The sequence below is a fragment of the Methylobacterium terricola genome (assembly GCF_006151805.1).
Classification (GTDB): Bacteria; Pseudomonadota; Alphaproteobacteria; order Rhizobiales; family Beijerinckiaceae; genus Methylobacterium; species Methylobacterium terricola.
The window spans coordinates 462,126-488,981 of the sequence record NZ_VDDA01000002.1; the positions used below are offsets into that span (position 1 = coordinate 462,126).

The window sequence follows — 26,856 nt, forward strand, 5'->3', positions numbered from 1 at the left end:
GTGCTCCTCATTCCGCCGCTTCGAGGGCCCGCCCACGGGCGAGACCCGAGCACTCGGCGAGCACCCGCGAGGCGCGGGCGATCGGGTTGGTGAGATAGAAATCGGCGACCGCCGGCCGGAACGGCTCGCGGCCGGGCTCGCCCGAGAGACCCGCCAGCGTCGTCAGGGCCGCCACGCCATCCGCCGGGGCGACCTGGTCGATGCCGGCGAAGTGCGGATGCGCGGCGTAGAGCGCCTTGCGGAGCGCCGGCAGCGAATCGAACGGGAGGCGATGGCCGACCACGTCCGACAGGGCGCGCAGGATCGCCCAATCCTCGCGGGCGTCGCCCGGCGGGAAGGCCGAGCGGTTGGCGAGCTGCACCCGGCCTTCCGTGTTGACGTAGGTCGCGGATTTCTCGGTGTAGGCGGCGCCCGGCAGGATCACGTCGGCGCGGTGGGCGCCCTTGTCGCCGTGGGTGCCCTGGTAGATCACGAAGGCGCCCGGACCGACCTCGACCTCGTCGGCGCCGAGGTTGAACAGCACGTCGAGCGCGCCCGCCTGAGTCATCTCGGCGAAGGTCAGACCGCCCTCCCCCGGCACGACGCCGAGATCGAGGGCGCCGACGCGGGCGGCGGCATTGTGCAGCACGCCGAGCCCGTTCCAGCCCTCGGCCTTGGATCCGAGGCCCTGGACCAGCTTGGCGACGGCTGAGAGAAGCGCCGCCCCGTCCGGACGGGCGAGCGCCGCCTGACCGACGATGACCAGCGGGCGCTCGGCGCCCTTCAGCGCCTCGGCGAAGCTGTGGCGGCCTGCCGCGACCTCGGCCAGGGTCTCGGGGCCGGCGCCGAGATAGGTGTGGGGATAGGTGAGGTCCGCATCCTCGCCGATCACGCCGATCTGGATCGGCGACAGCCGCCAGCGCTTGCGGATGCGGGCGTTGAGCAGCGACGCCTCGGTGCGCGGGTTGGCGCCGACGATCAGGATCGCGTCTGCCTGCTCGATGCCGGCGATGCCCGGCCCGAAGGTGTAGGCGGCGCGGCCCCAGGCCGGATCGATCGCCGCCCCGTCCTGGCGGCAATCGAGGTTCTGGACCTTGAGCGACGCCATCAGGGTCTTGAGGGCGAAGATCTCCTCGGCGCCCGCCAGATCACCGACGATCGCGCCGACGCGCTTCGGATCGGCGCCCTTGAGCTTCGCGGCGATCGCCCCGAACGCCTCGGCCCAGGAGGCCGGGCGCAGGCGGCCGTTCTCGCGCAGGTACGGCCGGTCGAGGCGCTGGAGGCGCAGGCCGTCGACGACGTGGCGGGTCTTGTCGGAGATCCACTCCTCGTTGATCGCCTCGTTCACCCGCGGCTCGATCTGCATCACCTCGCGGCCGCGGGTGTCGACGCGGATCGCCGAGCCGACCGCATCCATCACGTCGACGGACTCAGTCTTGTTCAGCTCCCAGGGGCGGACGTTGTAGGATTGCGGCTTGTGGACGAGAGCGCCGACCGGGCACAGGTCGGCGACGTTGCCCTGCAGCTCCGATTCCATCGCGCGCTCGAGGTAGGAGGTGATCTCCATGTCCTCGCCGCGGCCGATGGCGCCGAGATCCGGCACGCCGGCCACTTCCGCCAGGAAGCGGACGCAGCGGGTGCAGTGGATGCAGCGGTTCATCGCGGTCCGCACCAGCGGGCCGATATACTTCTCCTCGACGGCGCGCTTGTTCTCGCCGTAGCGGGTCGAGTCGACCCCGTAGGCCATCGCCTGGTCCTGCAGGTCGCAGTGGCCGCCCTGGTCGCAGATCGGGCAATCGAGCGGGTGGTTGATGAGGAGGAACTCCATCACCCCCTCGCGCGCCTTCTTGGTCAGCGCCGACTTGGTCGACACCGCCGGCGGCTCGCCGTTCGGGCCCGGGCGGCAATCGCGCACGGCCCAGGCGCAGGAGGCGACGGGCTTCGGTGCGCCCTTCAGCTCGACCAGGCACATGCGGCAATTGCCGGCGATCGACAGCCGCTCGTGGAAGCAGAAGCGCGGGATCTCGGCGCCCGCGACCTCGCAGGCCTGGAGCAGGGTGTAGTCCGGCGGGACATCGACCTCGATGCCGTCGACGAGGATTTTGGTCATCGGTTCAGCTCAATGTGTCGCGTCGGCGAGATCGAGTCGGCGCTCGATGCGCTCGACGCGAAGCTCAAGGCGGTCGATCCGGCGATGGACGCCGGCCAGGTTCTCTTCGACACCGGACACCCGCCGCTTCAGGTCGTGCACGTCGTCGATCAGGCGATCGACCTTCTCGTCGATGCGCCTCAGGTAGACGAGGACCAGGTTGTCGGGTTCGCCGGTCATGGCACTTACTCCGCCGCCATCGGCACCGGGGTCGGATGCGGGTTGGCGGTGTAGCGGTCGATGCGCTTCTCGATCTCGGGGCGGAAGTGACGGATCAGGCCCTGGATCGGCCAGGCCGCGGCGTCGCCGAGCGCGCAGATCGTGTGGCCCTCGATCTGCTTCGTCACGTCGAGCAGCATGTCGATCTCGCGCTTCTGCGCCCGGCCCTCGGCCATGCGCAGCATCACGCGCCACATCCAGCCGGTGCCCTCGCGGCACGGGGTGCACTGGCCGCAGGACTCGTGCTTGTAGAAATACGCGATGCGGGCGATCGTCGCGACCATGTCGGTCGACTTGTCGAACACCATCACGGCGGCGGTGCCGAGACCCGACTTCAGGTTCTTCAGCGTGTCGAAATCCATCGGCGCGTCGATGATCTCGGCCGCCGGCACCAGCGGCACCGAGGAGCCGCCGGGGATCGAGCACAAGAGGTTGTCCCAGCCGCCGCGCATGCCGCCGCAATGCCGGTCGATCAGCTCGCGGAAGGTGATGCCGAGCTCTTCCTCGACGTTGCACGGCTTGTTGACGTGGCCGGAGATGCAGAACAGCTTGGTGCCGGTATTGCCCGGCCGGCCGAGGCCCGCGAACCACGCGCCGCCGCGGCGCAGGATGGTGCCCGCCACCGCGATCGACTCGACGTTGTTCACCGTCGTCGGGCAGCCGTAGAGGCCCATATTGGCCGGGAACGGCGGCTTGAGCCGCGGCATCCCCTTCTTGCCCTCCAGGCTCTCGATCAGCGCCGTCTCCTCGCCGCAGATGTAGGCACCGGCGCCGTGGTGGACGTAGATGTCGAAGGGGTAGTCGTGGACGTTGCTCTGGCCGACCAGACGGGCCTCGTAGGCCTCGTCCACCGCGCGCTGCAGGGCGTGCTTCTCGGCGACGTACTCGCCGCGGATGTAGATGTAGCAGGCATGCGCGCCCATGGCGAAGCACGCCAGCATGCAGCCCTCGATCAGGAGATGCGGGTCGTGCCGCATAATCTCCCGGTCCTTGCAGGTGCCCGGCTCGGACTCGTCGGCGTTCACCACCAGGTAGTGGGGCCGGCCGTCCGACTTCTTCGGCATGAAGGACCACTTCAGGCCGGTGGGGAAGCCGGCACCGCCGCGGCCGCGCAGGCCCGATTTCTTCATCTCCTCGATGATCCAGTCCCGGCCCTGCTGCAGCAGGAACTTCGTCCCGTCCCAGGCGCCGCGTTTCTTCGCGGCCTCGAGACCGGGGGAGTGGAGACCATAGAGGTTGGTGAAGATCCGATCCTGATCGGCGAGCATGGCGATCGTCCTACAGGCCTGCTGTGACGGGGAGCATCATCGTTGACGGCTTACTTCGCCTTCGGGCCGGGCGGGCCCTTGTCGGCGGCCTTGTCCTCCGGGGTGAGTCCGACGGGCTTGGCCCGCGATCCGTCGGTCTTGCCCGGAGCGGTCGCCGGCTCGGCGCCGGCCTCCGGTGTCGTGCCCTTGGAACCGGCCACGGGCCGGCCGTCCTCGGGCTTCGAAGGGGTCTCGGTGTAGGAGCGGCCGCTCTGCGGCGTGCCAACGGTCTCGGGCCCGGTGCGGGTTTCCGCGACGGTGGTGCGCTCGGGCGCCGCCTGCCCCTTCTCGGCAGCCGGGTCGACGCCGGGCTTGCCGTCTGCCGCGCGCTGGGCCGGGGTGGCGGCCGCCGCGCTCTCGTTCGGCCGGCCGGCATCGGGGCGGGCCGCTTTCGGGTTGGTCGCGGCCGAGGCGTCGGTGCGGGCCTTCTCGCCGGTCGCGTCGGCGCCGGTCTCCTTCAGCCCCTCCTCCTCGAAGCGCTTGCGCCACGCGCCGATGCGCGAGCCGTCGAACAGCGTCTCGTCCTTGAGGGTCGTGACGGCGTCCTTCGGCTCGGAGGAGACGCGGCCGATCTGCGAGCCGGTCTTCACCGGGCGGCCCGCCGCGAGGTCGTCCATCAGCTTGCCGAGGAGCTCGGGCGTCAGGTCCTCGAAATAATCGTGGTTGATCTGCGCCATCGGGGCGTTGCAGCACGCGCCCAGGCACTCGACCTCGAGCCACGAGAAGGTGCCGTCCGGGCTGACATGGCCGGAGGGGCCGAGCCGCTCGTGGAGGTACTGCTTCAGCTCGCGGGCGCCGCAGACGTCGCACGGCGCGGTGCCGCAGACCTGGATCCAGTAGCGGCCGACCGGCTCGAGGGCGAACATCGTGTAGAAGGTCGCGACCTCCAGCACGCGAATGTGCGGCATGCCGAGCTGGTCGGCCACCGCCTCGATGGCCTTCTGCGGCAGCCAGCCGCCATTCTGCTCCTGCGCCTTCCACAGCAGCGGGATCACCGCCGAGGCCTGGCGCCCCTCCGGGTACTTGGCGATCTGCCCCTTGGCCCATTCGGCGTTCTCTGGGGTGAACGCGAAGCTCTCGGGCTGCTCGGATACGGGGGCGAGTCTGCGGTTAGCCATATCTCAAACGTCTCCGACGGGCTCAGGCGCCGAGCGCCGTCACCGGTCCACCTCACCGAACACGATGTCGAGCGTGCCGAGGATGCACGACACGTCCGCCAGCATGTGGCCGCGGCACATCCAGTCCATCGCCTGGAGGTGGGCGAAGCCTGGAGCGCGGATCTTGCAGCGATACGGCTTGTTGGTGCCGTCGGCGACGAGATAGACGCCGAACTCGCCCTTGGGCGCCTCGACCGCGGCATAGACCTCGCCGGCCGGGACGTGGAAGCCTTCGGTGTAGAGCTTGAAGTGGTGGATGAGCGCTTCCATCGAGCGCTTCATCTCGCGCCGCGGCGGCGGCGCGACCTTGCCGTCCTGCGTCGCGATCGGCCCCTGGCCGGCCGGCTCGCGCAGCTTGGCGATGCACTGCTTCATGATGCGCACCGACTGGCGCATCTCCTCCATGCGGATGACCTGGCGATCGTAGGTGTCGCCGTTCTTCCCCACGGGGATGTCGAACTCCATCTCGGCATAGGCCTCGTAGGGCTGCGACTTGCGCAGGTCCCACGGGATGCCGGAGCCGCGCACCATCACGCCCGAGAAGCCCCAGGCCAGGGCCTCCTCGACGGTGACGATGCCGATGTCGACGTTGCGCTGCTTGAAGATGCGGTTGGCCATCACGAGGTTGTCGAGGTCGTCGACCACCTGCGGGAAGGTCTCGCAGAACTTTTCGATGTCGTCGATCAGGCTCGGCGGCAGGTCCTGGTGGACGCCGCCCGGCCGGAAGTAGTTGGCGTGAAGACGAGCACCCGAGGCGCGCTCGTAGAAGATCATCAGCTTCTCGCGCTCCTCGAAGCCCCAGAGCGGAGGCGTGAGGGCGCCGACATCCATCGCCTGCGTGGTGACGTTCAGGAGATGCGACAGCAGCCGGCCGATCTCGCAGTACAGGGTGCGGATCAGCTTGGCCCGGCGCGGCACCTCGATGCCGAGCAGGCGCTCGATGGCGAGGCAGAAGGCATGCTCCTGGTTCATCGGCGCGACGTAGTCGAGCCGGTCGAAATAGGGCGTCGCCTGGAGGTAGGTCTTGACCTCGATTAGCTTCTCGGTGCCGCGGTGGAGCAGGCCGATATGCGGATCGACCCGCTCGACCACCTCGCCGTCCAGCTCCAGCACGAGGCGCAGCACGCCGTGCGCCGCCGGGTGCTGCGGGCCGAAATTGATCGAGAAGTTGCGGATGCTGTGCTCGCCCATCTCGGCTCAGCCTTTCGCCGGTGCCTTGTCGGCCTTCTCGTCACCCGGCAGCACGTAGTCGGTGCCTTCCCAGGGCGAGAGGAAGTCGAAGTTGCGGAATTCCTGCGTCAGTCGCACGGGCTCGTACACCACCCGGGCCTCGTCCTGGTCGTAGCGGACCTCGACGAAGCCGGTGAGCGGGAAGTCCTTGCGGAGGGGGTGGCCCTCGAAGCCGTAATCGGTGAGCAGCCGGCGCAGGTCCGGATGACCCGAGAACAGGATCCCGTAGAGGTCGTAGGTCTCGCGCTCGAACCAGTTCGCGGCCGGGAAGACCGGGATCGCGGTCGGGACCGGGGTACGCTCGTCGGTCTGCACCTTCACCCGGATGCGCCGGTTATGGCGCATCGACAGCAGGTGGTAGACGACGTCGAAGCGCTTCGACCTAGCCGGGTAATCGGCGCCGCAGATGTCGATGAAGGTCGAGAAGGCGCAAGCCGGATCGTCGCGCAGGTGGGTGAGCACCCGCACGATCTCCGATCCCTCGACGATCAGCGTCAGCTCGCCGAAGGCGATCGCCCGGTCGGTGATGGCGGCGCCCAGGGTCTCGGCGAGGGTGTCGGACAGGCGCGCGAGGGCGGCGTCGCCCTGCTCGCTCTGGGTATGGGCCCGGATGGTGATGCCGTTGCTCATGGCTCCGCCTCAGCGCTCGATCGTGCCGGTGCGGCGGATCTTCTTCTGCAGCAGCAAGACGCCGTAGAGCAGCGCCTCGGCGGTCGGCGGGCAGCCCGGGACGTAGATGTCGACCGGGACCACCCGGTCGCATCCGCGCACCACCGAGTAGGAATAGTGGTAGTAGCCGCCGCCATTGGCGCAGGAGCCCATCGAGATGACGTAGCGCGGCTCCGGCATCTGATCGTAGACCTTGCGGAGCGCGGGCGCCATCTTGTTGGTCAGCGTTCCGGCGACGATCATCACGTCGGACTGGCGCGGCGAGCCGCGGGGCGCGAAGCCGAAGCGCTCGCAATCGTAGCGCGGCATCGACATCTGCATCATCTCGACGGCGCAGCAGGCCAGGCCGAAGGTCATCCACATCAGCGAGCCGGTGCGGGCCCAGGTGATGAGATCGTCGGCGGTGGTCAGCAGGAAGCCGCGATCGGCGAGCTCGTCGCTGATCGTCAGGAAGGTCGGGTCGTTGGCGCCGATCGGCTTGCCGGTGGCCGGGTCGAGGATACCCTTCGGCTGCGGCGCGATCGCGGGGGCGCGGACGGTGGTGAGAGACATGGTGGGGTCCGGTGCTTCTCGTCTCGGGGGCGGCTGCGACGCGTCCTAGGCTTCTAGTCCCATTCGAGGGCGCCCTTGCGCCACTCGTAGACGAAGCCGACGGTCAGCACGCCGAGGAACAGCATCATCGACCAGAAGCCGAACCAGCCGAGGTCCCCGAACGTGATCGCCCAGGGGAACAGGAAGGCCACTTCGAGATCGAAGATGATGAACAGGATGGCGACGAGGTAGAAGCGCACGTCGAACTTCATGCGCGCGTCGTCGAAGGCGTTGAACCCGCACTCGTAGGCCGAGAGCTTCTCCGGGTCCGGGCTGTTATAGGCCACCAGGAAGGGGGCCACGAGGAGCGCCGCGGCGATGAAGAGAGAAACGCCGATGAAGATCACCAGCGGCAGGTAATCCGACAGGAGGCCGTTCATCGAGCATCCTCAAGGGTTGGCGCGAAGCCTTGTGAGCGCGGGCCTTGGCGCGTGCCCGGGCCGCAACCCGGCCGCCGGGGCCGTTCTCGGAACGGTTCCAAAGCCCGGAAGGTGCCGCGAGGCTTAAACGAGCGGGTATTGCGAAACAAGGGGCGTTCGCACCGCACAAACCGCGAACGTCTGCGAGGAAGATAGGGGTTCGCGCCGCAGACACAACGCCCGGATGTGCCGCTGCCGAGGGGAGCATCGTCGCAGGCCCCTCCCCTTTCCGGGCGTTTTTCCGCCGTTTCCCCTGATGCTGCGCTGCGAAAGGCGGCGTCAGCCGTCGGAGAGGATCAAGGCCCAGTAGCGCTTGTAGCGGCTGCCGGGCGCGTCGACGCGGGCGATGCCGATCCGCCTGACCTGCGGCATGAGCATGTTGCGGTTGTGCTCAGGGGAGACCTGCCAGCGCCGCAGGACCTCGTCGAAAGTGGTCGAGCCGGCGCTCAGGTTCTCGGCGGCGTAGCGGCCGCCGAAGCCGGCTCGCTTGAGCCGCGCATCGAAGGTGCCGCCGGCCTCGTGCGAGAGGTATCCTGCCTTGGCGTTGGCCTCGGCCTGGAACGAGGCGGCGCGGATCAGCGAGGAATCGATGCTGACCGGCCCGAGGCCGTGACTTGCCCGGTAGCGCGAGATCGCCGCGGCCGCCGAGGCCTCGTCGAGGATCACCGGCGTGGTGGGAAGATCGGGAGCGGGCAGGATCGCCGAGCCGCTGCAGCCGGCAAGCGCCAGCGATGCGACGACCAGCATGCAGGCGGCGGCCCTGCGCAGGCCGCCTCCACCGCCGCGGGCTGCCCCCGCCGTCGCGAGGGCGGGACCGGTCGAACGGAACGGATGCGACATCGTCTGCCAAAACCCTGACTCAGGCCGCGCCGTGCGGGACGGCGCCACCTGTCGGGCGATTGTGGACATTTTCGGGGCGCAGGGGCGCCCCAGGTCTCAGGCGGCCCGCAGCGTGCCGAGGAAGCGGTGCACCTCGGCCCCGATGCTGGCCGAGTGTTGCGCCACGGTGTCGGCGGCGGCGAGCACGTGCCGGGCGGCCTCCCCGGTGGCCTCGGCATCGAGAGCCAGCCCCTCGACCGAGCCGCTCACCGTCGCGGTCCCCGAAGCAGCCTGGGCAACGCTGCGCACGATCGCCTGCGTGGCGCCGACCTGGGCATCGACCGCGCCAGCGACCCGGGCCGAGACGCCGCTGATCGCGCGGGCCTGCACGGCGACCTCGCCCATCGCAGCGGCGGCCCGCCGCGTGGTATCCTGGATCGCCGCCACCTGCGCCGAGATTTCCTGGGTCGCCCGGTCGGTCTGGCCGGCGAGCTGCTTGACCTCGGCGGCGACGACCGCGAAGCCCCTCCCCGCCTCTCCGGCCCGGGCCGCCTCGATCGTGGCGTTGAGCGCCAGCAGGTTCGTCTGCGCCGCGACGCCCGCGATGACCGAGACCACGTCGCCGATGCGCGTGGCGGCCTCGCTCAAGGTCAGCATCACCGCCGTGGTGCGGTCGGTGCCGGTCACGGCGTCCCGCGCCATCGCGGCGGCCTCGCGCATGTCGGCGCCGACCGCGGCGATCGAGCGGCCGAGCCCTTCGGCCGCGTCCGCGAGGCTGACGGCCTCCTGCGAGGCGGCGGCGGCCGAACTGGCCGCGGTCCCGGCCCGGCTCACGGCCTCGGCGGCGGTGCCGGACATCGCCCGGGCGGTGGCGTCGAGGTCCCGGGCGGCGGCATCGACCTGCGCCAGCACGTCCGCGACCTTCTTCTCGAAGGTCTTGACCTCCTGGCTCATCTGCGCGGCGCGGCGGGCCTCCGCCTCGCTGGCGTCTCGGGCCGCCGCCAGCGCCTCGCGCTCGACGAGGACGAGCCGGAAGCCGTCGATCGCCCGGGCGATCCGGCCGATCTCGTCCCGTCGCCCGGTCCCCGGGACCGCGACGTCGTAGTGCGACTCGGCCAGGGACGCGGTGGCTCCGGTCAGGCCCGCCAGGCCGCCGACGATCGAGCGCCAGCCGAGCACGCCGAACAGGCCGACGCCGGCGAGCGCCGCGCCCGCGATGGCGCAGAGCCACAGGGCCTGGCGCCAGAACGTCGCGCCGATATCGTCGACGTAGACCCCGGTGAAGATCGCGACGTTCCACGGCGCGAAGCCCTGGATGTAGCTCAGCTTCGGCACCGGATCGCCGCCGCCCGGGCGGGTGAAGAGGTAGCGCAGGGTACCGGGCGTGCCGGACCGGGCGATGTCGGTGATGGCCTTGACGAGCAGCATCCCGCCCGCGTCCTTCAGGCCGCTCATGTCCTTGCCGACCCAGTCGGGCTTGGTCGGGATCACCAGGGCGGTGCCGGCGAAGTCGTAGACCGCGATGTAGTTGTCGCCCTCGTAGCGCATGTCGTTGGCCCGGCTGCGAAACGCCGTCATCGCCGCCTCGCGGCTCATCGTGCCGGCCCTTACCTGCCCCTCGAGGCCGGCGGCGACGGCGAGCGCCACGTCGGAGAGCGCCCGCATCTTCGCCACGCGCTCGGCCATCAGGCTGTCGTGGTTGGCCCGCAGGGCGTAGGCCACGACGGCCCCGAAGCCGATCACCGCCGCCGCCATCATGACGGCGAACTTTCGGCTGACGCTCATGTTAGACCAAGACATCCGCTCGCTCCGAACCGTGTTCGGCATGACCTTAGGATCGGATGCTTGACGCTGCCTTAGCGTCATCGACTTTGGTATGAATTTCGGCGGTCTTGCTGTGAGAGGGCTGTCGGTGAGTGGCGCGGGCGACGGGGCTCGAACCCGCGACCTCCGGCGTGACAGGCCGGCACTCTAACCAACTGAGCTACGCCCGCGCGGCGTGCTCGCTTCACCATGCAGCCTCGGCTGCCGCTTCCCCAAGGGGGAAGTGGCGCGGACGACGGGGCTCGAACCCGCGACCTCCGGCGTGACAGGCCGGCACTCTAACCGACTGAGCTACGTCCGCACATGGCGCCTTGCACTACAGAAACGCCTTATCCCGAGAGGGAAGTGGCGCGGACGACGGGGCTCGAACCCGCGACCTCCGGCGTGACAGGCCGGCACTCTAACCGACTGAGCTACGTCCGCCCGGCGTCTCGCAGTGCTGCGATGGCCGCGGTGTATGGGGAGCCCCCTGCCCTGTCAAGCCGCCGGCTCAAGAAAGGCGGGAGGGGGCGAGGAGCCAGGATCGGCGCATCCGGCAACCCCGCGCGCGGGCCTCTGCGCACGCGGTGCGTCGCGCACGAAGCCTTGCGCGCCCTTGCGCTCGCGGCCCGGGGCCCTTAACGATGCCGCATCCGGGCGGTTAGCTCAGTCGGTAGAGCATCTCGTTTACACCGAGAGGGTCGGCGGTTCGAGCCCGTCACCGCCCACCAGTCTCTTCGAGGTGTCCGCGCTGTCTTGCGCGCCCGGCAGCTTTTTCCCGCCGGTGAATCGCCTCGCACGCCTGACGTTCGATCGCATCCGGCTCGTCGATGGTGTGGGCGAGCGGTCAAATGGCGAGCGCCAGGACGACGTTGATCCGTGTCCGCCATCCGGGGCCGGTCGCGTAGAATGCGTCGGCTCCCTCCGGATCCAGGCGCGGGGTGACGAAGAGCACCCTCTTCTCCGTCTTGGGGCGGTCGCTGCGTCTGGGGAGCGCCTCGACCAGCTCCGGCGGTCGCGGTCAAAGCAGCGCGAGAGGTCCGCGACAGCGAGCCCGTGCTTCTCGACATTGCGCGGCCGCGTCAGCTCGTCGAACTCGATCCGTATGGACGAACGGAACGACGCATCGACGGACGGCGCAAACGGTTCTCGTCACGACGGACCGGCGGTGAAACGCGACGATCGGCACGCGCCTGCGTGACACCCCCACGCCCTTGCCGAACGCAAGACCCGCGGACCCTCGACATGCGGACCCTCGACCTGCGGACCCTTGGGGCTTCGCACCAGGGACCATGGGGGCGCTGTCCGCCTCGTCGTTCAACGTCGGCGGCAACGGATCCCGGAGCTCTTGCCTGCGGCGAGCCCCGGGGTTGCCCTGCGCGGGGGAAGCGTGGCGGCTCGCCTCAGCGATACGCCGCCGCGATGCCCAGGAAGTCCTCGGCCTTCAGGCTCGCCCCACCCACGAGCGCGCCATCGACATTGGCGACGCCCATCAGCTCGGCGGCGTTCGAGGGCTTCACCGAGCCGCCGTAGAGGATCCGCACCTTCGCGCCTTCCGCGCCGAGGCGGCTCTCGAGCTCCCGCCGGATCAGGGCGTGGACTTGCGCCACGTCGTCCACCGTCGGGGTGAGTCCGGTGCCGATCGCCCAGACCGGCTCGTAGGCGATCACCGTGTCGGCGGCTTTGGCGCCGTCGGGCAGCGAACCGGCGAGCTGGCCGCGCACCACGTCGAGGGTCCGGCCGGCCTCGCGCTCCTCGCGGGTCTCGCCGACGCAGATGATCGCCACGAGGCCGGCGCGGCGGGCGGCCAGCGCCTTGGCGCGGATGTCGGCGTCGCTCTCGCGGTGATAGGCGCGGCGCTCGGAATGGCCGACGATGGTGGCGGTCGCGCCGGCATCGGCGAGCATCTCGGCCGAGACGTTGCCCGTATAGGCGCCGCTCGCCTCGGCATGGACGTCCTGGCCGCCGACCTTGACCGGCGAGCCCTTCAGCGCCGCAGCGGTGGCGCCGACCAGGGTCGCGGGCGGGCAGACCAGCACGTCGATGCGCTCGGCGAGGCCTGCATCGAGGCCGTCGCGGACCGCCTCGGCCACCGTCAGCGAGGCCTGGAGGCCGTTCATCTTCCAGTTTCCCGCCACCAGCGGGCGCGGCCGTTCGGTCGTCATCGTGTCTCCCCCGATCGTCGGATCAGCGATCCTGGACAAGCGTCGCCGGGTATCAGGTCCGCCGCCGGGCGGCAAACCGCAGGGGAGCGCCGCTCTTTGCCTAGCGGCGCTTATGCGGTATCGCGGCCGGAACCGGGCGCCCCCTCGCGGCAGGCGCCCTCACGGGTGTTTCTGAGGATCGCGATGCTCCAGGGGTTCCGCGCCGCCAGCCAGAGCTGGCTCGGCAAGATCGTGGTGACGGTGGTGTTCGGCCTCCTGATCGCGGGCCTCGCCATCTTCGGCATCGCCGACATCTTCCGCGGCGGCGGCAGCAACGCGGTCGCGACCGTCGGCAGCACGCCGATCCCCGCCGAGGCCCTGCGCAACGCCTACCAGAACCAGCTCCAGCGCCTGTCGCGCCAGAGCCGCCGGCCGATCACGCCGGACCAGGCCAAGGCTCTCGGCCTCGATCGGCAGGTTCTGGCCCAGCTCATCACCGAGGCCTCCCTCGACCAGAAGACCAAGGATCTGGGCCTGCGCATCCCCGATTCCGCGGTGGTGCGGCTGATCCAGGAGGAGCCGGCCTTCAAGGGGCCGAACGGCGCCTTCGACGTCAACACCTTCCGGGACACGCTGCGCCAGGCCGGCCTCACCGAGCAGGGCTTCGTGCAGGAGCAGCGCGCCGTCGCCGCCCGCCTCCAGCTCGCCGACGCGATCACCGCCGAGCTTCCCGTCTCCCTCGCCGCCCGCGAGGCGATCCACCGCTACACGTCCGAGCGCCGTGCGGCCTCCTACTTCACCCTGCCCGAGGCGGCGGCCGGCGAGATCCCGGCCCCGACGGAGGAGGAGGTCACGACCTTCTACACCGAGCGCAAGAGCGCGTTCCGGGCACCCGAGTACCGGAGCGTCAACCTGCTCGTCCTGGATCCGGCGACCCTGGCGAAGCCCGATGCCGTGACCGACGCGGAGGCCCGCGCCCGCTACGAGAGCGAGCAGAGCAAGTTCGGCACGCCCGAGAAGCGCGCGATCCAGCAGATCGTGTTCCCGAACGACGCCGACGCGGCGGCGGCTCTGGCCCGGATCCGCAAGGGTGAGGTGACCTTCGATCAGGTCGCGACCGAGCGCGGCCTCGACGCCAAGGCGCTCGACCTCGGCACCTTCTCGAAATCCGAGTTGTTCGACCCGGCGGTGGCGGATGCCGCCTTCGCGGCCGAGCCGGATGCCGTGAGCGAGCCGGTGAAGGGCCGCTTCGGTACCGTGCTGCTGCGGGTCACGTCGGTGCAGCCGGCGGCGCGCAAGCCGTTCGAGGCGGTGGCCGGCGAGGTCCGGCAGGAGATCGCCCTCGAGAAGGCCCGCGACGGGCTGGAGAAGGTCCACGACGCGATCGAGGACCAGCGCGCCGGCGCCAAGCCGCTCGCCGACATCGCCCGCGAGCAGGGCCTGTCCCTGGTCACCGTGCCCGCCGTGGACGCGCAGGGGCGCGACCCGCAGGGCAAGGCGGTCGAGGCGATCCCCGACAAGGACGCGACGCTGGCGGCGATCTTCCGCAGCGACATGGGCGCCGACAACGAGGCCCTGCGCACCCGCTCCGGCGGCTACGTCTGGTATGACGTGACCAAGATCGACCCGGCCCACGACAAGCCGTTGCCTGAGGTCCGCGACGCCGTGACGGCGCAGTGGAAGACCGACGAGGTCGGGCGCCGGCTGGCCGTCAAGGCCCGCGAAGCGACCGAGCGGCTCGACAAGGGCGAGGCGATCGACGAGGTGGCGAAGTCCCTCGGGCAGGAGGCGAAGACCGTCGCCGACCTCTCGCGCGGCCGCGGCCGCGACGGGCTGACCGCCGAGGCCGTCTCCCGCGTCTTCGCGACGCCGGTGAACAAGGCCGCCTCGGCCTCCGGCGAGGGCGTCGCCCGGGTGGTGTTCCGGGTGACCAGCGCCACGGTGCCGGCCTTCGTGCCGACCGCGGCCGGTGCCGTCGCGGTCGAGCAGCAGTATCGCACGGCCCTCGCCGACGACATCCTGGCCGAGTACATCGCCGACGTGCAGAAGCAGGCCGGCGTGTCGGTCAACGAGGCGGCGTTCCGGCGCGCCATCGGCGGCGAGTACTGATGCTCACGGTCCCCTCCCCCGAGATCGCCGCTTCGGCCTACGCGGCGGGCCGCCCGGTCCTGCTGCGCACCACTCTGGTGGCCGACCTGGAGACCCCGGTCGCCGCCTTCCTGAAGCTGAAGGCGGGCCGCGAGGGCGCCGCCTTCCTGCTCGAGTCGGTCGAGGGCGGCGCGGTACGCGGCCGCTACTCGATGATCGGCCTCGATCCCGACCTGATCTGGCGCTGCGCCGCCGGCCGGGCCGAGCGTGCGGCGTCGCCCGATCTCGCCGCCTTCACGGCGGAGGAGGCCGCCCCCCTCGCCAGCCTGCGGGCGTTGATCGCCGAGAGCGCGATCCCGGCGGAGCCCGGGTTGCCGCCGATGGCGGCGGGCCTGTTCGGCTATCTCGGCTACGACATGGTGCGGGAGATGGAGCGCCTCGACGCCCCCCATCCCGACCCGATCGGCGTACCGGACGCGATCCTGGTCCGTCCGACGGTGATGGTGATCTTCGACGCGGTGCGCGACGAGATCGCCCTCGTGGCGCCGATCCGGCCGGTCGCGGGCGTCTCCGCGCGGAGCGCCTACGAGGCGGCGATGGCGCGGCTGGAGCGCGCCGCCGACGCGCTGGAGGGCCCATTGCCAGTCGAGGCGCGGCAGAACCCGACCGAGATCCCGACGCCCGAGCCGGTCTCGAACGTCACCCCCGACCAGTTCCTCGGCATGGTCGCCCGGGCCAAAGAGTACATTGCCGCCGGCGACATCTTCCAGGTGGTGCTGTCGCAGCGCTTCGAATCGCCGTTCACCTTGAGCCCGCTGGCGCTCTACCGGGCGCTGCGCCGGGTCAATCCGGCGCCGTTCCTGTGCTACCTCGATTTCGGCGGCTTCCAGATCGTCTGCTCGTCGCCGGAGATCCTGGTGCGGGTGCGCGACGGCGCGGTGACGATCCGTCCGATCGCCGGCACCCGCCGCCGCGGCGCGACGCCGGAGGAGGATCGGGCGCTCGCCGACGAGCTGCTCGCCGATCCGAAGGAGCGCTCCGAGCATCTGATGCTGCTCGATCTCGGCCGCAACGATGTCGGCCGCGTCGCCGAGATCGGCAGCGTGCGGGTGACGGATTCGTTCTTCCTCGAATTCTACAGCCAGGTCATGCACATCGTGTCGAACGTCGAGGGCCGCCTCGACGCGCGCCACGACGCTCTCTCGGCCCTCGCGGCCGGGTTTCCGGCCGGCACGGTCTCGGGCGCCCCGAAGGTGCGGGCGATGCAGATCATCGACGAGTTGGAGCGCGAGAAGCGCGGGCCCTATGGCGGCTGCATCGGCTATTTCGGCGCCGACGGCCAGATGGACACCTGCATCGTCCTGCGCACCGCCATCGTCAAGGATGGCCGCATGCATGTCCAGGCGGGTGCCGGCATCGTGCACGATTCGGATCCGGCGTCCGAGCAGCAGGAATGCATCAACAAGGCCAAGGCCCTGTTCCGGGCCGCCGAGGAGGCGGTGCGGTTCGCCGCGCAGGCGCGGCGGGGGCAGTAGCGGTTCGCGGCCCGTGCGACCGACCTCGCGTGTCGCAGAGGGTGACGGTCACTCTCCTCCCGCCGCGCCGTCGAACGGATCGGTTCGAGGGCGCAAGGCAAGCCCGAACGGGCGCCGGCGCTGATGCGCCGGACGCCTTGGCATCGACGTGTCGATGCCAAGACGCGAGGGTATGAGACGTCATCCCGGGTCCCGCTCCGCGGCCCCAGGATGACACGCACGGTGGAAGCTCCCCCCGTCGATAATGCTTGCCGCCTACTTCCGATTCGTGATGAGGCGATCGACGTTGTGGTTGGCCTCCCTGTTTTCCGTGTTCTGCTGTTTGATCTGGTTCTCAGTATATTTCTGCGACATCTCATCCCGCTTGCCTTGCGGGATCGTGTTCTCGGCGGCGAAGACCGGGGTCACCGACAGCAGGCAGGCGGCGCACACGGTGGCGGAGATCAGCGATTTGATCATGGCCTCTTCCTCTCGGTCAATGCGCGATCAACCCGCATGAATTCGGCGCAGTTCCGTTACAATTCGTCCATCATCCGTGCGGGTTGACCAACCCTTTGCTTGCGGAATGGCTTGCTGCGCGGAAGAGTTGAGTAGGGGTCGATCGCCCAATCCCTCCCGTCAGGCTCGAGACTGTTCGGGACGTGAGGAGCCACGGGCTTCTCCTCTCCCGGCCCGCCGGCAGAGGAGAAGCCCGTGCCTTGTCTTGCACGAGAGAGTTCTTGCGCCGGACGCCCGGCGGCCCGCCCCGCCCGCTACTCCGCCGGCGCCGGCCGATGCGCTCCCTCGTGTCCCGGCGGCTCGTCGACCGCGCCGACGAACCGGCCGAACAGGCGGCCCATCAGCCGCGAAAGGTCGTCCATCAGCAGGAAGATCGCCGGCACGAACAGCAGCGACAGCAGGGTCGAGACGATCAATCCCGAGATCACCGCGATCGCCATGGGCGAGCGGAACTCGCCGCCGATGCCGAAGGCCATCGCGCTCGGCACCATGCCGGCCGCCATGGCGATGGTGGTCATCACGATCGGGCGGGCGCGCTTGGCGCCGGCCTGGGTGATGGCGGTGACCCGGTCGACGCCGCGGGCCATCTCCTCGACGGCGAAATCGACCAGCATGATGGCGTTCTTGGTCACCACGCCCATCAGCATCAGGATGCCGATCACCACCGGCATCGAGATCGGCCGGTTGAAGATCAGAAGTCCGAGGATCGCGCCGCCGATCGACAGCGGCAGCGAGAACAGGATGGTGAGGGGCTGGAAGAACGAGGCGAAGAGCAGGATCAGCACGCCCAGCACCATCATCAGGCCGGCGCCCATCGCCAGGGCGAAACCCTCGAACACCTCGCCCATCACCTCGGCATCGCCGGTCTGGCGCAAGCTGATGCCGGGCGGCAGGTTGCGGGCGGTGGGCGTGTTCATCGCGAGCTTGATCTGCTCGCCGAGGGCGTCGGAGCCCTGCATGTTGGCCTCCAGCGCCACGCGGACCGCCCGGTCGTAGCGGTCGATCGCGGTCGGCCCGCGGCCGAGGCTGATATCGGCGACCGCCGAAAGCGGCACCGAGGCGCCGTTCTTCGCCGGGACCTTCAGGCTCTCCAGGGCCGGGAGATCGCCGCGCACGCTCATCGGCAGCTGCACCCGGATCGGGATCTGCCGGTCGGTGGCGTTGAACTTGGCGAGGTTCTGGCCGATGTCGCCGATCGTGCCGACCCGCACCGTCTCGGCGATGGTGTCGGTCGAGACGCCGAGATCGGCGGCCACGCCGGGTTTCGGGCGGATGCGCACCTCCGTGCGATCGAGGGGCGCGGTCGACATCACGTTGACGAGGTTCGGCAGGGCCGCGACCTCGCGCTGCATCCTCTCCGCCACCTCGGTCACCTGGGCGGTGTCGCCGCCGGCGACGATCAGGGTGAAGTCGCGCTGGCCGCCCTCGCGCAGGGACCAGTAGCGCACGTCCGCCTCGTCGCGCATCAGGTCCATGATCGCCGCCTCCACGTCGGCCTGCTTGCGGGCGCGCGCGTTCTTGGGCGTCAGGTTGATGGTGAAGGTGGCGAGCCGCACCTCCTTCTTGCCCGGCAGCTGGCGGCCGCCATCGACGAAGACCGATTTCACCTCCGGCAGGGTGCGCAGGCGCTGGGCGATCCGGTCGGTGACCGCGATCGTGTCGTCGAGCCGCGCGCCCGGGGGCAGCTCCACCACCATCAGGGTGCGGGCCGCGTCCTCCTTCGGCAGGAAGCCGGCGGGCAGGAGGCCGGTGGACAGGATCGAGGCGGCGAAGAGCGCCAGCCCGACCACCAGCGTCACGTATTTGTGCCGCACCGACCACAGCACGAGGCGGTTGTAGACCCGCATCACCGGCCCCTCGCGCTCCTCGTGGTGGCCGTGGTCGCGCAGGAAGTAGGCCGCCATCATCGGGGTGATGAGGCGGGCGACCAGCAGCGACATGAAGACCGCGGCCGCGATGGTGAGGCCGAACTGCTTGAAGTACTGGCCGGCGATGCCGCCCATGAACGAGACCGGCGCGAAGATCGCGATCAGGGTCGCGGTGATCGCGATGACCGCGAGGCCGATCTCGTCGGCGCCCTCGATCGCCGCCCGGTAGGGCGACTTGCCGAGCCGCATGTGGCGGACGATGTTCTCGATCTCGACGATCGCGTCGTCGACCAGGATGCCGGTGACGAGGGTGATGGCGAGCAGGCTGACCGCGTTGAGCGAGAAGCCCATCGCGCTCATCGCCCAGAAGGTCGGGAAGACCGAGAGCGGCAGGGCGACCGCGGCGATCAGCGTCGCGCGCCAGTCGCGCAGGAACAGGAACACCACCAGCACCGCCAGGGCCGCACCCTCCATCAGGCTGTGCATGGCGGATTCGTAGTTGCCGATGGTGTTGGTGACCGAGGAGTCGATCCGGTCGAAGTGGACGCCCGGATAGGTTTGTCCCAGCTCCTCGATCTTCTTGACCACCACCTCGCTCACCGAGGCGTCGCTGGCGCCGTTGGCCCGCGAGATCGCGAAGGCAACGACCGGCTGGCCGTTGAGGCGGGCGAAGGTGCGCGGCTCCTCGGCGCCGTCGCTCAAGGTGGCGAGGTCGTCGAGGCGCACCTTGCGGCCGCCGGGCAGGACGATCGTGGTGGCGGCCAAGGTGTCGAGGCTGGCCGACGCCGCAAGCGTGCGGATCGACTGCTCCTGGCCGCCGACCTCGGCCCGGCCGCCGGCCATGTCGGCGGAGGTGAGGCGCAACTGCCGGTTCACGTCGGCGGCGGTGATGCCGAGCGCCAGCAGCCGGTCGGGCTTCAGGGTCACCCGCACCTCGCGGGCGACGCCGCCGAGGCGCTCGACGCCGCCGACGCCGCGCAGGCCCTGGATCTGGCGCGCCACCACGTCGTCGACGAACCAGGACAGGTCCTCCGGCGTCATCGCGGGCGCCGAGGCGCCGTAGACCATGATCGGCAGGCCGGCGATCTCGACCCGGGCGATGATCGGCTCGTCGATCGTCCGCGGCAGGTTCATCCGGATCTTGGCGATCGCGTCCTTGACGTCGTTGACGGCGCGATCGGTGTTCACCTCGAGCCGGAACTCGATGGTGGTGGCCGAGGTGCCCTCGGTGATCGCCGAGGTGATGTGCTTGACGCCCTTCACCCCCGCCACCGCGTCCTCGACCCATTTGGTGACCTGGGTCTGCAATTCGCTCGGCGCGGCACCGGCCTGGGTCACCGTCACGGAGACGATCGGCACGTCGATGTTGGGGAAGCGGGTGATCGGCAGGCTGCGGAAGCTCACGAGGCCGAGCAGCCCGAGCACCAGGAAGAGCACGATCGAGGGGATCGGCTTGCGGATCGCCCAGGCGGAAACGTTCAGGCGCATCGAGCGGACCCGGTCAGGAGAGGATCAGGAGAATCGGTGTCGTCAGGGCCGGCCGGCTTCGGCGGTGGCGGGCATGGCGGGGTAGATCGGGCGGACCCGGTCGCCGTCGCGCAGGAAGCTGCCGGCGCGTGCCACCACCGCCTCCCCGGCCCTGACCCCGTCGCGGGCCTCGATGAAGCCGCCGGCCGAGAGGCCGGTGCGGATCGAGCGCGCCTCGACCCGGTCGCCGGTGACCACCAGGACGGTCGGGCCGGACGGCCCGTAGACCACCGAGGCCAGGGGGACGGCGACGCCGGTGCGGCGCGCCGCCTCGACGGCGCCGCGGGCGAAGGCTCCGATGCGCAGGCGCGGATCGGCGTCGAGCTTGATCCGGACCTTGCCCAGCCGCGTCGCCCGGTCGATCTCCGGATAGACCACCCGCACCTTGCCGGACACCGTCACCGGCCCGTCCGGCGTGTCGAGATCGAGGCTCGCGGGGGCGCCGGCGCGCAGGCGCGTCAGGCCGGTTTCCGGCACCTCGCCCTCGAGTTCGATCTCGCCGCGGGCGATCAGCCGGAACAGCGGCTCGGCGGTGGCGGTCGCGGTGGCGCCGACCCGGGCGGTGCGGCGGCTGACGATGCCGCCCTCCGGCGCCCGGATCTCGGTGCGGGCGAGCTTCAGGTCGAGCTCGGTGCGCTGGGCGCGGGCCTGGGCGAGATCGGCCTGCGCGATGGCGAGGCCGTTGCGGGCGGCCGACAGCTTGCCGTCCGCGCCCTTCGCGGTCGATTCGCGCTGCTCCAGCACCGCCGCGGTGGCGTTGCCGGTCTTTGCCAGCGACCGGGCGCGCTCCAGCGACAGCGACGCCTCGACCTGCGCGGCCTCGGCCTGCACGATGGTGCTGCGGGCCTGCGCCACCGCGCCCTCGGCCCGCGCGATGGCGGCGGCGTTCTGGGCGAGCTGGGTGTCGATCATCTCGCGCGACAGCCGCGCCAGCACCGCGCCCTTGGCGACGCGGTCGCCCTCCTCGACCAGCAATTCGGTGATGCGGCTTCCCTCGATCTCCGGCGAGACCAGGATCTCGTCGCGCGGCACCAGGGTGCCGGTGACGACGGCGCGCTCGACGATCTCGCGCTCGGCCGCCACCGCGACGGTGACGGCCGGGGCCGGCGCGGTCGCGACCACGGGACCGGCCGAGGGCACGGTCTCGGCGGCATGGGCGGAGCCCGGTTGGCCCGGCGCGGTCGCGGCGGCGAGGACGGCGAGAGAGCCAGCCAGGAATCCGGCGAGGTGACGGGGGCGGGTCATCGGGCGGGTTCCGGGTTGGACGACGAGAGGCCGGCGGGGTGGGCGCCGGCCGGAGTGGCGCCGGTGGGGTCGAAGCGGCCGTCGAGCGCCGCACCGATCAGGGTCAGCATGGCGTCGATGACCGGGCCGGGGGCGAAATCGGGCGAGAGGGCACGTCGCACCATGATGCCGTCGGCCATCACCATGGCGAGGCGGGCGAGCGCCTCCGGGTCGGTCCCGGGCGCCGACGCCTCGGCCCGCGTCTGGGCCTGGCGGTAGAGGCCCGAGAGCCGGGCCGCGATCTCGCGTTCGAAGTCGCGGCAGATGGCCGCCATGGCGGGGTTGCGGGTCGCCTCGGCCCACATCTCGAGGCAGAGCACCGCCTTCTCGGCCGGCGCCTCGGCGAGGTGGCGCCGCGCCAGGGCCGCGAAGGCCTGCATCAGATCCGGGGCGGCCTCGATGCCCGAGAAGTCCTCGGCCACGGCCGCACGGTCGCGCTCGGCGAGGCCGGCGACGATCGCGTCCTTCGACGGGAAGTAGCGGTAGAGGTTGCCCGGGCTCATGCCGGCCTCCACGGCGACGTCGCTCATCGTGGCGCGGTGGAAGCCGTGGCGGACGAAGCAGGCCTCCGCCGCATCGAGGATGCGGGTGCGGCGCTCCTCGGTCGAATCGAGGCGGGCGGGGGTCGGGCTGGGCGGCACGCGGAATCGCCTTCCTGGGGGGCGCCATGAGAATGAACGTTCATTCTCTACACCGGGAGGCTACGATCGCCAAGACCTTGTTATGCCAAGGGGCCGTCCGTTCCGGGCCCATCCCCCCAAGTGAGGACTTCCTGCACCCTTCGATCCGTCGCAACTTCCGCCGACCGGCGTGCGTTAGAGGACCGGATTAAGGCTTTAGCGGGAGGACGTGTTTCATGGCCATCTTCCAGGTCAGGCAGGCCGCGACCGGCGCGATTCTCTGGACCGGCGGCGCCGAGAACGAGCAGCAGGCCCTCGACGCGATGGCGCGTGAGGCGGGCTATTCCGACTTCTCGGCGATCCCGGAATCGCTGCGCGGCGCGGGCACCCAGGTCGACCGGCTCAATCTCGGCTGAGCCGCGGCCCTCGACCGATCGGCACCGACGGAGAGCCGGGGTCCGCCCCGGCTTTTTCATGCCCGGATGGTGGGAGCGGCATGGTTAAGAAACGGTGACGTGCCGTTCTCGCGCGCCGACCCGGGATGACGATGGGGGCCGTCCTCAGGGGGCGTCCCCGGGCAGGGGCGGGTCTCGCGCCGACCGCCCGCTCCGCGCTCACGCCCCGACCAGCAGACTTTGCCCCAGAAAGCCATTCGGCTCCGGCACCCCCGGCAGGGCGTAGAAATAACCGCCCCCCACCGGCTTGATGTATTCCTCGAGCGGCTCGCCGTTGAGCCGGTTCTGCACCGTCACGAATCCGGCATCGAGGTCGGACTGGTAGCAGATGAAGAGCAGGCCCATGTCGAGCTGGCCCGACGCGGTGATCCCCGCTGAGTAGTTGTAGCCGCGGCGCAGGATCAGGCTGGCGGCGGTGTCCGGCCTGCGTGGGTTGGCAAGGCGGATATGGGCGTCCATCGGCGTGCGCGAGCCGGCCGGGTCGGAGGCGTAATCCGGCAGGGCGTGCTCGGCGGTCTCCCCCAGCGGCGCCCCGCTGTCCTTGTGGCGGCCGACGATCCGCTCCTGCTCGCGCAACGGCGTGCGGTCCCAGCGCTCGACGAAGTTCCGGATGATCCGTACCACCTGGTAGGAGCCGCCCGCCGCCCAGGCCGGCTCGGGCCCGCCGGGCGGCACCCAGACCTGGCGCCGCATCAGGTCCGCGTCGCTCGCATCGAGATTGGCGGTGCCGTCCTTGAAGCCGAGGAAGTTGCGCACCGTGTCCTTGCCCGGGCGCTTGACCACCTGCGGCGGCAGCATGCCCTCGCGTTTCCAGCGGGGGGAGACGAGGCCCGGGGTGTGGCGGATCACGTCGCGCAGGGCGTGCAGGTTGGTCTCGGCGGTGTTGGCGCAGAATTGCAGCAGCAGGTCGCCATGGCAAAGCTTGCCGTCGAGGGAATCGTTCGGGAAGCGGTCCATCGGCCGCAAATGGCGGGGCTTGGCGCCTGCCAGGCCGTAGCGGTCGTCGAACAGGCTGGCACCGACGCTGAGCGTGGCGGTGAAGTTGTCGGGCAGGACCTGCGGCCCGAGGATGCCGGAATCCGCCGGCGGCAGACGCGGATCGAGGGGCGGCACCGGCCCGCCCTCGGCCAGGAAGGCGAGGCGCTCGGTCAGGAGGCGCAGCAGCGTGGCGAGCTCGCCGCGATCCTCGGCCAGCACGTCGAGGGCGACGACCAAGGCCGCGGCCGGCTGCGGCGTGACGATGCCGGCCTGGTGCGGACCGTGGAACGGCTGACGGTCGAGGGTGCCGTCGCTCGCCGCGGAGGGCGTCGCGTCGGCGGCGCGGGCTGGAGCCGGCCCGAGCGCCGCCGCACCGGTGCCGGCGGCCAAGCCCCGCAGCAGGGCGCGGCGGGAGGTCGAGAACGGGCAGGACGCCGTGGGAAACCGGGCCATGGCGGGGTGCCTCAATCCAGGCCGAGCTTGGCGCGCAGGGTCGAGAGATCCTCGGCCAGCACGGTGATCGGGCCTTTCAGGGCGGTGCGATCACGGTCGCTCAGATGGTCGTAGGGGGTGAAGCCGCCCTCCTCGGTCCGGTACTTCGCCAGCAGCGCGTCCACCCGCGAAAAGTTCTTCTCGGTGCGGGCGACGAGATCGGGATCGCGGGGCGCCACCAGCGGGCGCAAGAGGTCGAAGATCTTGCGCGCGCCCTCGATGTTGGCGTGGAAGTCCCACAGGTCGGTGCGGCTGTAGCGGTCTTCCTCGCCGGAGATCTTGGTCGCGGCGACCTCCTCGATCAGGCCGGCCGCACCCCCGACCATCTTGGCCGGCGGGATGGTGAGGTCGGCGATGCGCCGTTTCAGCTCGGTGGCGTCGGCGACGAGCCGGTCGGCGTGCGGCCCGAGGCCGTCGGTGCTGTTGTCGACCCAGAGCCCTTTCTCGATGCGGTGGAAGCCGATGAAGCCCGGATCGGCCTCCTTGGTCTCGAAGTCGTCGGCGCGGACGTCCATGCTCTTGTCGAGGTCGTTGAACAGGGACGCCACCGGCTCGATGCGCTCGTAGTGGCGGCGCGCCGCCGGATAGAGCGCCTTGGCCTGTGCGATCCTGCCGGCCTTCACGGCATCCGCGAAGGCGGCGGTCTGCATCTGGAACGCCTCGACCTCGGCCATCACGTAGAGCTTGTAGGCGGCGAGCGGGCCGACGAGCGCCATCGGGTCGGGAGCGCCGGCCGCCGCCGTCGTGGCCGCCGTCACCGTCAGCGTGCCCCTCGGGTTGCTGAGCAGCCCGCAGGTCATCGCGTAGGTTCCCGGCTGCAGGGTCGCCGACAGCGACTGCACGAAGCCCGGGATGATGTTCTCCCGCTCCTCGACGATCATCGTGCCCTGGAGGATCTCCCATTCCAGCACGCGCCGGCTCTTGTTGCTGATCTTGAACACCGATTTGCCGGCCGGGACCGTGAGCGCGGCGGGCTCGCAGCCCTTGTCGGTCACCGTGACGGCGACGGGCTCGGGCGCCTGCGCCCGGGCGGGCACGGCGACGAGGAGGAGAACGGCGAGAGCGGCCGGCCGGCGGGCGGTCATCGAAAGTGTCCTAGCGGGGGATCAGGCGTGATGCGGCTGGGCGGCGGGGGCCGGCCGGGCGCCGGCCAGGAAGGCCCATAGGGCCGGGACCAGGAAGCCGAGATAGACCAGCACCTCGCCCCAGGCCGGTGCTTCCTGGTAGCCGAAGATGCCGGTGAGGAGCGTGCCGAGCACCGTGTCGGCGGGCAGGATGGGGCCGAGATCGAAGGCGGTGGCCTGGAGGTGGTTCCAGAGGCCGGCCTCGTGGAAGGCCTTCAGCGCGCTGGCGAGCAGTCCGGCGGTCACGAAAAGGATGAACACCCCGGTCCAGCGGAAGAAGCGGCGCAGGTCGATGCGGACCGCGCCCTTGGCGAGCGCGATGCCGATGACGACCGAGAGCGCGATGCCGAGCCCCGCCCCGACCGGAACGCCCCAGCCGACATCCTGCTGCACCGTGGCGAGGAGGAAGAACACCGATTCGAGCCCCTCGCGGCCGACCGCCAGGAAGGCCATCGCGGCGAGCGCGAGCCCGCCCCGGCCTCTGCCATTCCCGCCGCGGCCGAGCGCGTGGTCGACGGCGCCGTGCAGCTCGGCCCGTACCGAGCGGGCGGCCTTGCGCATCCAGAACACCATCGTGCACAGCATGCCGGCGGCCAGCAGCGCGATCACGCCCTCGGCCATTTCCTGCTGCTTCTGCGGGAACTCGGCGCCGATCGCCTGCAGCCCGAGACCCAGCGCCAGGCACAGGACGGCCGCCAGCACGACGCCGCCCCAGACCGCCGGCATCCAGGCCCGCCGCCCGGTCTGGACCAGGTAGCCGGCGATGATGCCGACGATCAGCGCCGCCTCGATTCCCTCGCGTAGCATGATCAGGAACGCAATCAGCACGGGCGTCTTTCCGGGTGCGATCGAAGAGGCCGGTCTCTAACCCAAAATCCCGCGAAATCAAAGCCGACGACTACTTTGTATCTTGAGTGTAAATTTTGTTTCTTGTCTGTATATTATTGAACTTGAAATAAGTCTAATCTGGTGGCCGGCCGCCGGAGGCGGGGGGACGCGGCCGGCCGGCGCCGGACGGGCCGGCTTCTCAGATTCGCCGCTTTTGCCGCCCAAGGAAGAGCTTGCCGGCCGCCGCGGCCGGCCTCGTTAACCGTGCGGATGCCGGCTCGGCGCATGATCGGACAGGCTGACACAAGCCCGCCCGTCGCCCGCCCGGACGGCGGACGCACCCCTTTCGAGCGTGCTTTCCCGCCGATGATCCGCCTCGACAACGTTACCAAGATCTACAAGACGGACGGATACCGCCGCACCATCCTCGACCAGGCGTCGCTGACCCTGAAGCCCGGGGTGAGCTACGGCATCCTGGGGATCAACGGCGCCGGCAAGTCGACCACGTTGCGGCTCCTGGCCGGCTGCGAGCTGCCGACCAGGGGGCGCGTGATCCGTACCACCCGGATCTCCTGGCCCCTCGGCTTCGGCGGCGGGTTCCACCCGATGATGACGGGTCGAGAGAACGTGATCTTCGTCGCCCGCATCCACGGCGAGGACCCGCGCCGGGTATTGGCCTTCGTGGAGGACTTCGCCGAGCTCGGCGATTACATGAACGTGCCGATCCGCAACTACTCCTCCGGCATGGGCGCCCGGCTCGCCTTCGGCATGAGCATGGCGATCCCGTTCGACTGCTACATCGTCGACGAGATCACCGGCGTCGGCGACGCCCGCTTCGCCAAGCGCTGCGAGGAGGTGTGGAGCAAGCGGCGGGAGAACGCCGACATCATCATGTGCTCACACTCCATGGAGACGATCCGGGATTACGCCCAGCAGGGGATCGTGCTGGCGAACGGCCGCGCGGTGATCTATCCGGACATCAACGACGCGATCGAAGTCTACCAGCGCCTCAACCAGTGAGCGCGGCGCCGAGCCGCCCCGCTCCCTCCGTCCTCGGTCCACCCGTGTTCCTC

At 70.4% G+C, this 26,856-nt stretch carries 23 protein-coding genes and 4 tRNA genes; 5 read left to right on the forward strand and 22 right to left on the reverse strand.

Features of this window, described 5'->3' with window-relative positions; translation table 11 throughout:
• Positions 1-7: 7 nt before the first annotated feature.
• The 13 genes from nuoG to FF100_RS06540 all read right to left on the reverse strand — a co-directional run bounded on the left by nuoG (position 8) and on the right by FF100_RS06540 (position 10,786).
• A complete protein-coding gene (nuoG, locus tag FF100_RS06480) occupies positions 8-2,089 on the reverse strand; it encodes an NADH-quinone oxidoreductase subunit NuoG (protein ID WP_139034729.1) in 2,082 nt (693 codons plus the stop codon).
• 9 nt (positions 2,090-2,098) lie between these two features.
• Complete coding sequence (locus FF100_RS06485) at positions 2,099-2,308, reverse strand: hypothetical protein (protein WP_139034730.1); 210 nt, start codon at positions 2,306-2,308, stop codon at positions 2,099-2,101.
• 5 nt (positions 2,309-2,313) lie between these two features.
• A complete protein-coding gene (gene nuoF / locus FF100_RS06490; RefSeq protein ID WP_139034731.1) occupies positions 2,314-3,615 on the reverse strand; it encodes an NADH-quinone oxidoreductase subunit NuoF in 1,302 nt (433 codons plus the stop codon).
• Positions 3,616-3,665: 50 nt separating this feature from the next.
• Complete coding sequence (gene nuoE, locus FF100_RS06495; protein WP_139034732.1) at positions 3,666-4,772, reverse strand: NADH-quinone oxidoreductase subunit NuoE; 1,107 nt, start codon at positions 4,770-4,772, stop codon at positions 3,666-3,668.
• A 39-nt stretch (positions 4,773-4,811) separates the two neighbouring features.
• Positions 4,812-6,002: an NADH-quinone oxidoreductase subunit D gene (locus FF100_RS06500; protein WP_139034733.1), complete on the reverse strand. Its 1,191-nt coding sequence runs from the start codon at positions 6,000-6,002 to the stop codon at positions 4,812-4,814.
• Positions 6,003-6,008: 6 nt separating this feature from the next.
• Positions 6,009-6,671, reverse strand: a complete 663-nt coding sequence (locus tag FF100_RS06505) for an NADH-quinone oxidoreductase subunit C (protein WP_139034734.1) — start codon at positions 6,669-6,671, stop codon at positions 6,009-6,011.
• A 9-nt stretch (positions 6,672-6,680) separates the two neighbouring features.
• Positions 6,681-7,262, reverse strand: coding sequence for a NuoB/complex I 20 kDa subunit family protein (locus FF100_RS06510; RefSeq protein WP_048447558.1), 582 nt, complete (start codon positions 7,260-7,262; stop codon positions 6,681-6,683).
• Positions 7,263-7,315: 53 nt separating this feature from the next.
• The gene (locus FF100_RS06515; RefSeq protein ID WP_048453080.1) at positions 7,316-7,681 is read right to left on the reverse strand and encodes an NADH-quinone oxidoreductase subunit A; all 366 of its coding nucleotides are present in this window, start codon (positions 7,679-7,681) and stop codon (positions 7,316-7,318) included.
• A gap of 318 nt (positions 7,682-7,999) precedes the next feature.
• On the reverse strand, positions 8,000-8,467 hold the full coding sequence (locus FF100_RS06520) for a CAP domain-containing protein (protein WP_171070083.1): 468 nt from the start codon (positions 8,465-8,467) through the stop codon (positions 8,000-8,002).
• Between the two features lie 189 nt (positions 8,468-8,656).
• Positions 8,657-10,324 carry a methyl-accepting chemotaxis protein gene (locus FF100_RS06525; RefSeq protein ID WP_246101942.1) on the reverse strand — a complete coding sequence of 556 codons (1,668 nt, stop codon included), beginning with the start codon at positions 10,322-10,324 and terminating at the stop codon, positions 8,657-8,659.
• A 132-nt stretch (positions 10,325-10,456) separates the two neighbouring features.
• Positions 10,457-10,533: transfer RNA gene (locus FF100_RS06530), tRNA-Asp, on the reverse strand.
• A 54-nt stretch (positions 10,534-10,587) separates the two neighbouring features.
• Positions 10,588-10,664: transfer RNA gene (locus FF100_RS06535), tRNA-Asp, on the reverse strand.
• Between the two features lie 45 nt (positions 10,665-10,709).
• Positions 10,710-10,786: transfer RNA gene (locus tag FF100_RS06540), tRNA-Asp, on the reverse strand.
• Positions 10,787-10,997: 211 nt separating this feature from the next.
• Between FF100_RS06540 and FF100_RS06545 the strand changes: the two genes are divergently transcribed.
• Positions 10,998-11,073 (forward strand) — tRNA-Val (locus FF100_RS06545).
• A gap of 116 nt (positions 11,074-11,189) precedes the next feature.
• Here the strand turns inward: FF100_RS06545 and FF100_RS06550 are convergent.
• Both FF100_RS06550 and tpiA read right to left on the reverse strand, forming a co-directional pair.
• The gene (locus FF100_RS06550) at positions 11,190-11,348 is read right to left on the reverse strand and encodes a BrnA antitoxin family protein (protein WP_139034736.1); all 159 of its coding nucleotides are present in this window, start codon (positions 11,346-11,348) and stop codon (positions 11,190-11,192) included.
• Positions 11,349-11,745: 397 nt separating this feature from the next.
• Positions 11,746-12,507 (reverse strand): triose-phosphate isomerase, encoded by a 762-nt coding sequence (tpiA, locus tag FF100_RS06555; protein WP_139034737.1) that lies wholly within the window; start codon positions 12,505-12,507, stop codon positions 11,746-11,748.
• Between the two features lie 183 nt (positions 12,508-12,690).
• Here tpiA and FF100_RS06560 point away from each other — a divergent pair, with 183 nt between their 5' ends.
• Both FF100_RS06560 and trpE read left to right on the forward strand, forming a co-directional pair.
• Positions 12,691-14,595: a peptidylprolyl isomerase gene (locus tag FF100_RS06560; protein ID WP_139034738.1), complete on the forward strand. Its 1,905-nt coding sequence runs from the start codon at positions 12,691-12,693 to the stop codon at positions 14,593-14,595.
• The gene (trpE, locus tag FF100_RS06565) at positions 14,595-16,109 is read left to right on the forward strand and encodes an anthranilate synthase component I (RefSeq protein ID WP_139034739.1); all 1,515 of its coding nucleotides are present in this window, start codon (positions 14,595-14,597) and stop codon (positions 16,107-16,109) included. Before FF100_RS06560 ends, trpE begins: the two co-directional genes overlap by 1 nt.
• 255 nt (positions 16,110-16,364) lie before the next feature.
• Here the strand turns inward: trpE and FF100_RS06570 are convergent, their stop codons facing one another.
• The 4 genes from FF100_RS06570 to FF100_RS06585 all read right to left on the reverse strand — a co-directional run bounded on the left by FF100_RS06570 (position 16,365) and on the right by FF100_RS06585 (position 21,927).
• The gene (locus FF100_RS06570) at positions 16,365-16,568 is read right to left on the reverse strand and encodes a hypothetical protein (protein WP_139034740.1); all 204 of its coding nucleotides are present in this window, start codon (positions 16,566-16,568) and stop codon (positions 16,365-16,367) included.
• A 293-nt stretch (positions 16,569-16,861) separates the two neighbouring features.
• Complete coding sequence (locus FF100_RS06575; protein ID WP_139034741.1) at positions 16,862-19,963, reverse strand: efflux RND transporter permease subunit; 3,102 nt, start codon at positions 19,961-19,963, stop codon at positions 16,862-16,864.
• 42 nt (positions 19,964-20,005) lie between these two features.
• The gene (locus FF100_RS06580) at positions 20,006-21,247 is read right to left on the reverse strand and encodes an efflux RND transporter periplasmic adaptor subunit (protein WP_139034742.1); all 1,242 of its coding nucleotides are present in this window, start codon (positions 21,245-21,247) and stop codon (positions 20,006-20,008) included.
• Entirely contained in the window at positions 21,244-21,927 is a 684-nt protein-coding gene (locus FF100_RS06585; protein ID WP_139034743.1) for a TetR/AcrR family transcriptional regulator, read from the reverse strand. The genes FF100_RS06580 and FF100_RS06585 overlap by 4 nt, the downstream gene beginning before the upstream one ends.
• A 215-nt stretch (positions 21,928-22,142) precedes the next feature.
• Here FF100_RS06585 and FF100_RS06590 point away from each other — a divergent pair, with 215 nt between their 5' ends.
• Positions 22,143-22,322, forward strand: coding sequence for a hypothetical protein (locus FF100_RS06590; RefSeq protein ID WP_139034744.1), 180 nt, complete (start codon positions 22,143-22,145; stop codon positions 22,320-22,322).
• Between the two features lie 198 nt (positions 22,323-22,520).
• On the opposite strand, the gene efeB is transcribed toward FF100_RS06590, so the two are convergent.
• From efeB to efeU, 3 genes are read right to left on the reverse strand one after another with little or no spacing between them, the layout of a single operon-like run.
• On the reverse strand, positions 22,521-23,792 hold the full coding sequence (gene efeB, locus FF100_RS06595) for an iron uptake transporter deferrochelatase/peroxidase subunit (protein WP_139034745.1): 1,272 nt from the start codon (positions 23,790-23,792) through the stop codon (positions 22,521-22,523).
• Between the two features lie 11 nt (positions 23,793-23,803).
• Positions 23,804-24,916, reverse strand: a complete 1,113-nt coding sequence (efeO, locus tag FF100_RS06600; RefSeq protein WP_139034746.1) for an iron uptake system protein EfeO — start codon at positions 24,914-24,916, stop codon at positions 23,804-23,806.
• A gap of 21 nt (positions 24,917-24,937) precedes the next feature.
• Complete coding sequence (gene efeU / locus FF100_RS06605) at positions 24,938-25,783, reverse strand: iron uptake transporter permease EfeU (RefSeq protein ID WP_139034747.1); 846 nt, start codon at positions 25,781-25,783, stop codon at positions 24,938-24,940.
• A gap of 366 nt (positions 25,784-26,149) precedes the next feature.
• Between efeU and FF100_RS06610 the strand changes: the two genes are divergently transcribed.
• On the forward strand, positions 26,150-26,803 hold the full coding sequence (locus FF100_RS06610) for an ABC transporter ATP-binding protein (protein ID WP_139034748.1): 654 nt from the start codon (positions 26,150-26,152) through the stop codon (positions 26,801-26,803).
• Positions 26,804-26,856 lie beyond the last annotated feature (53 nt).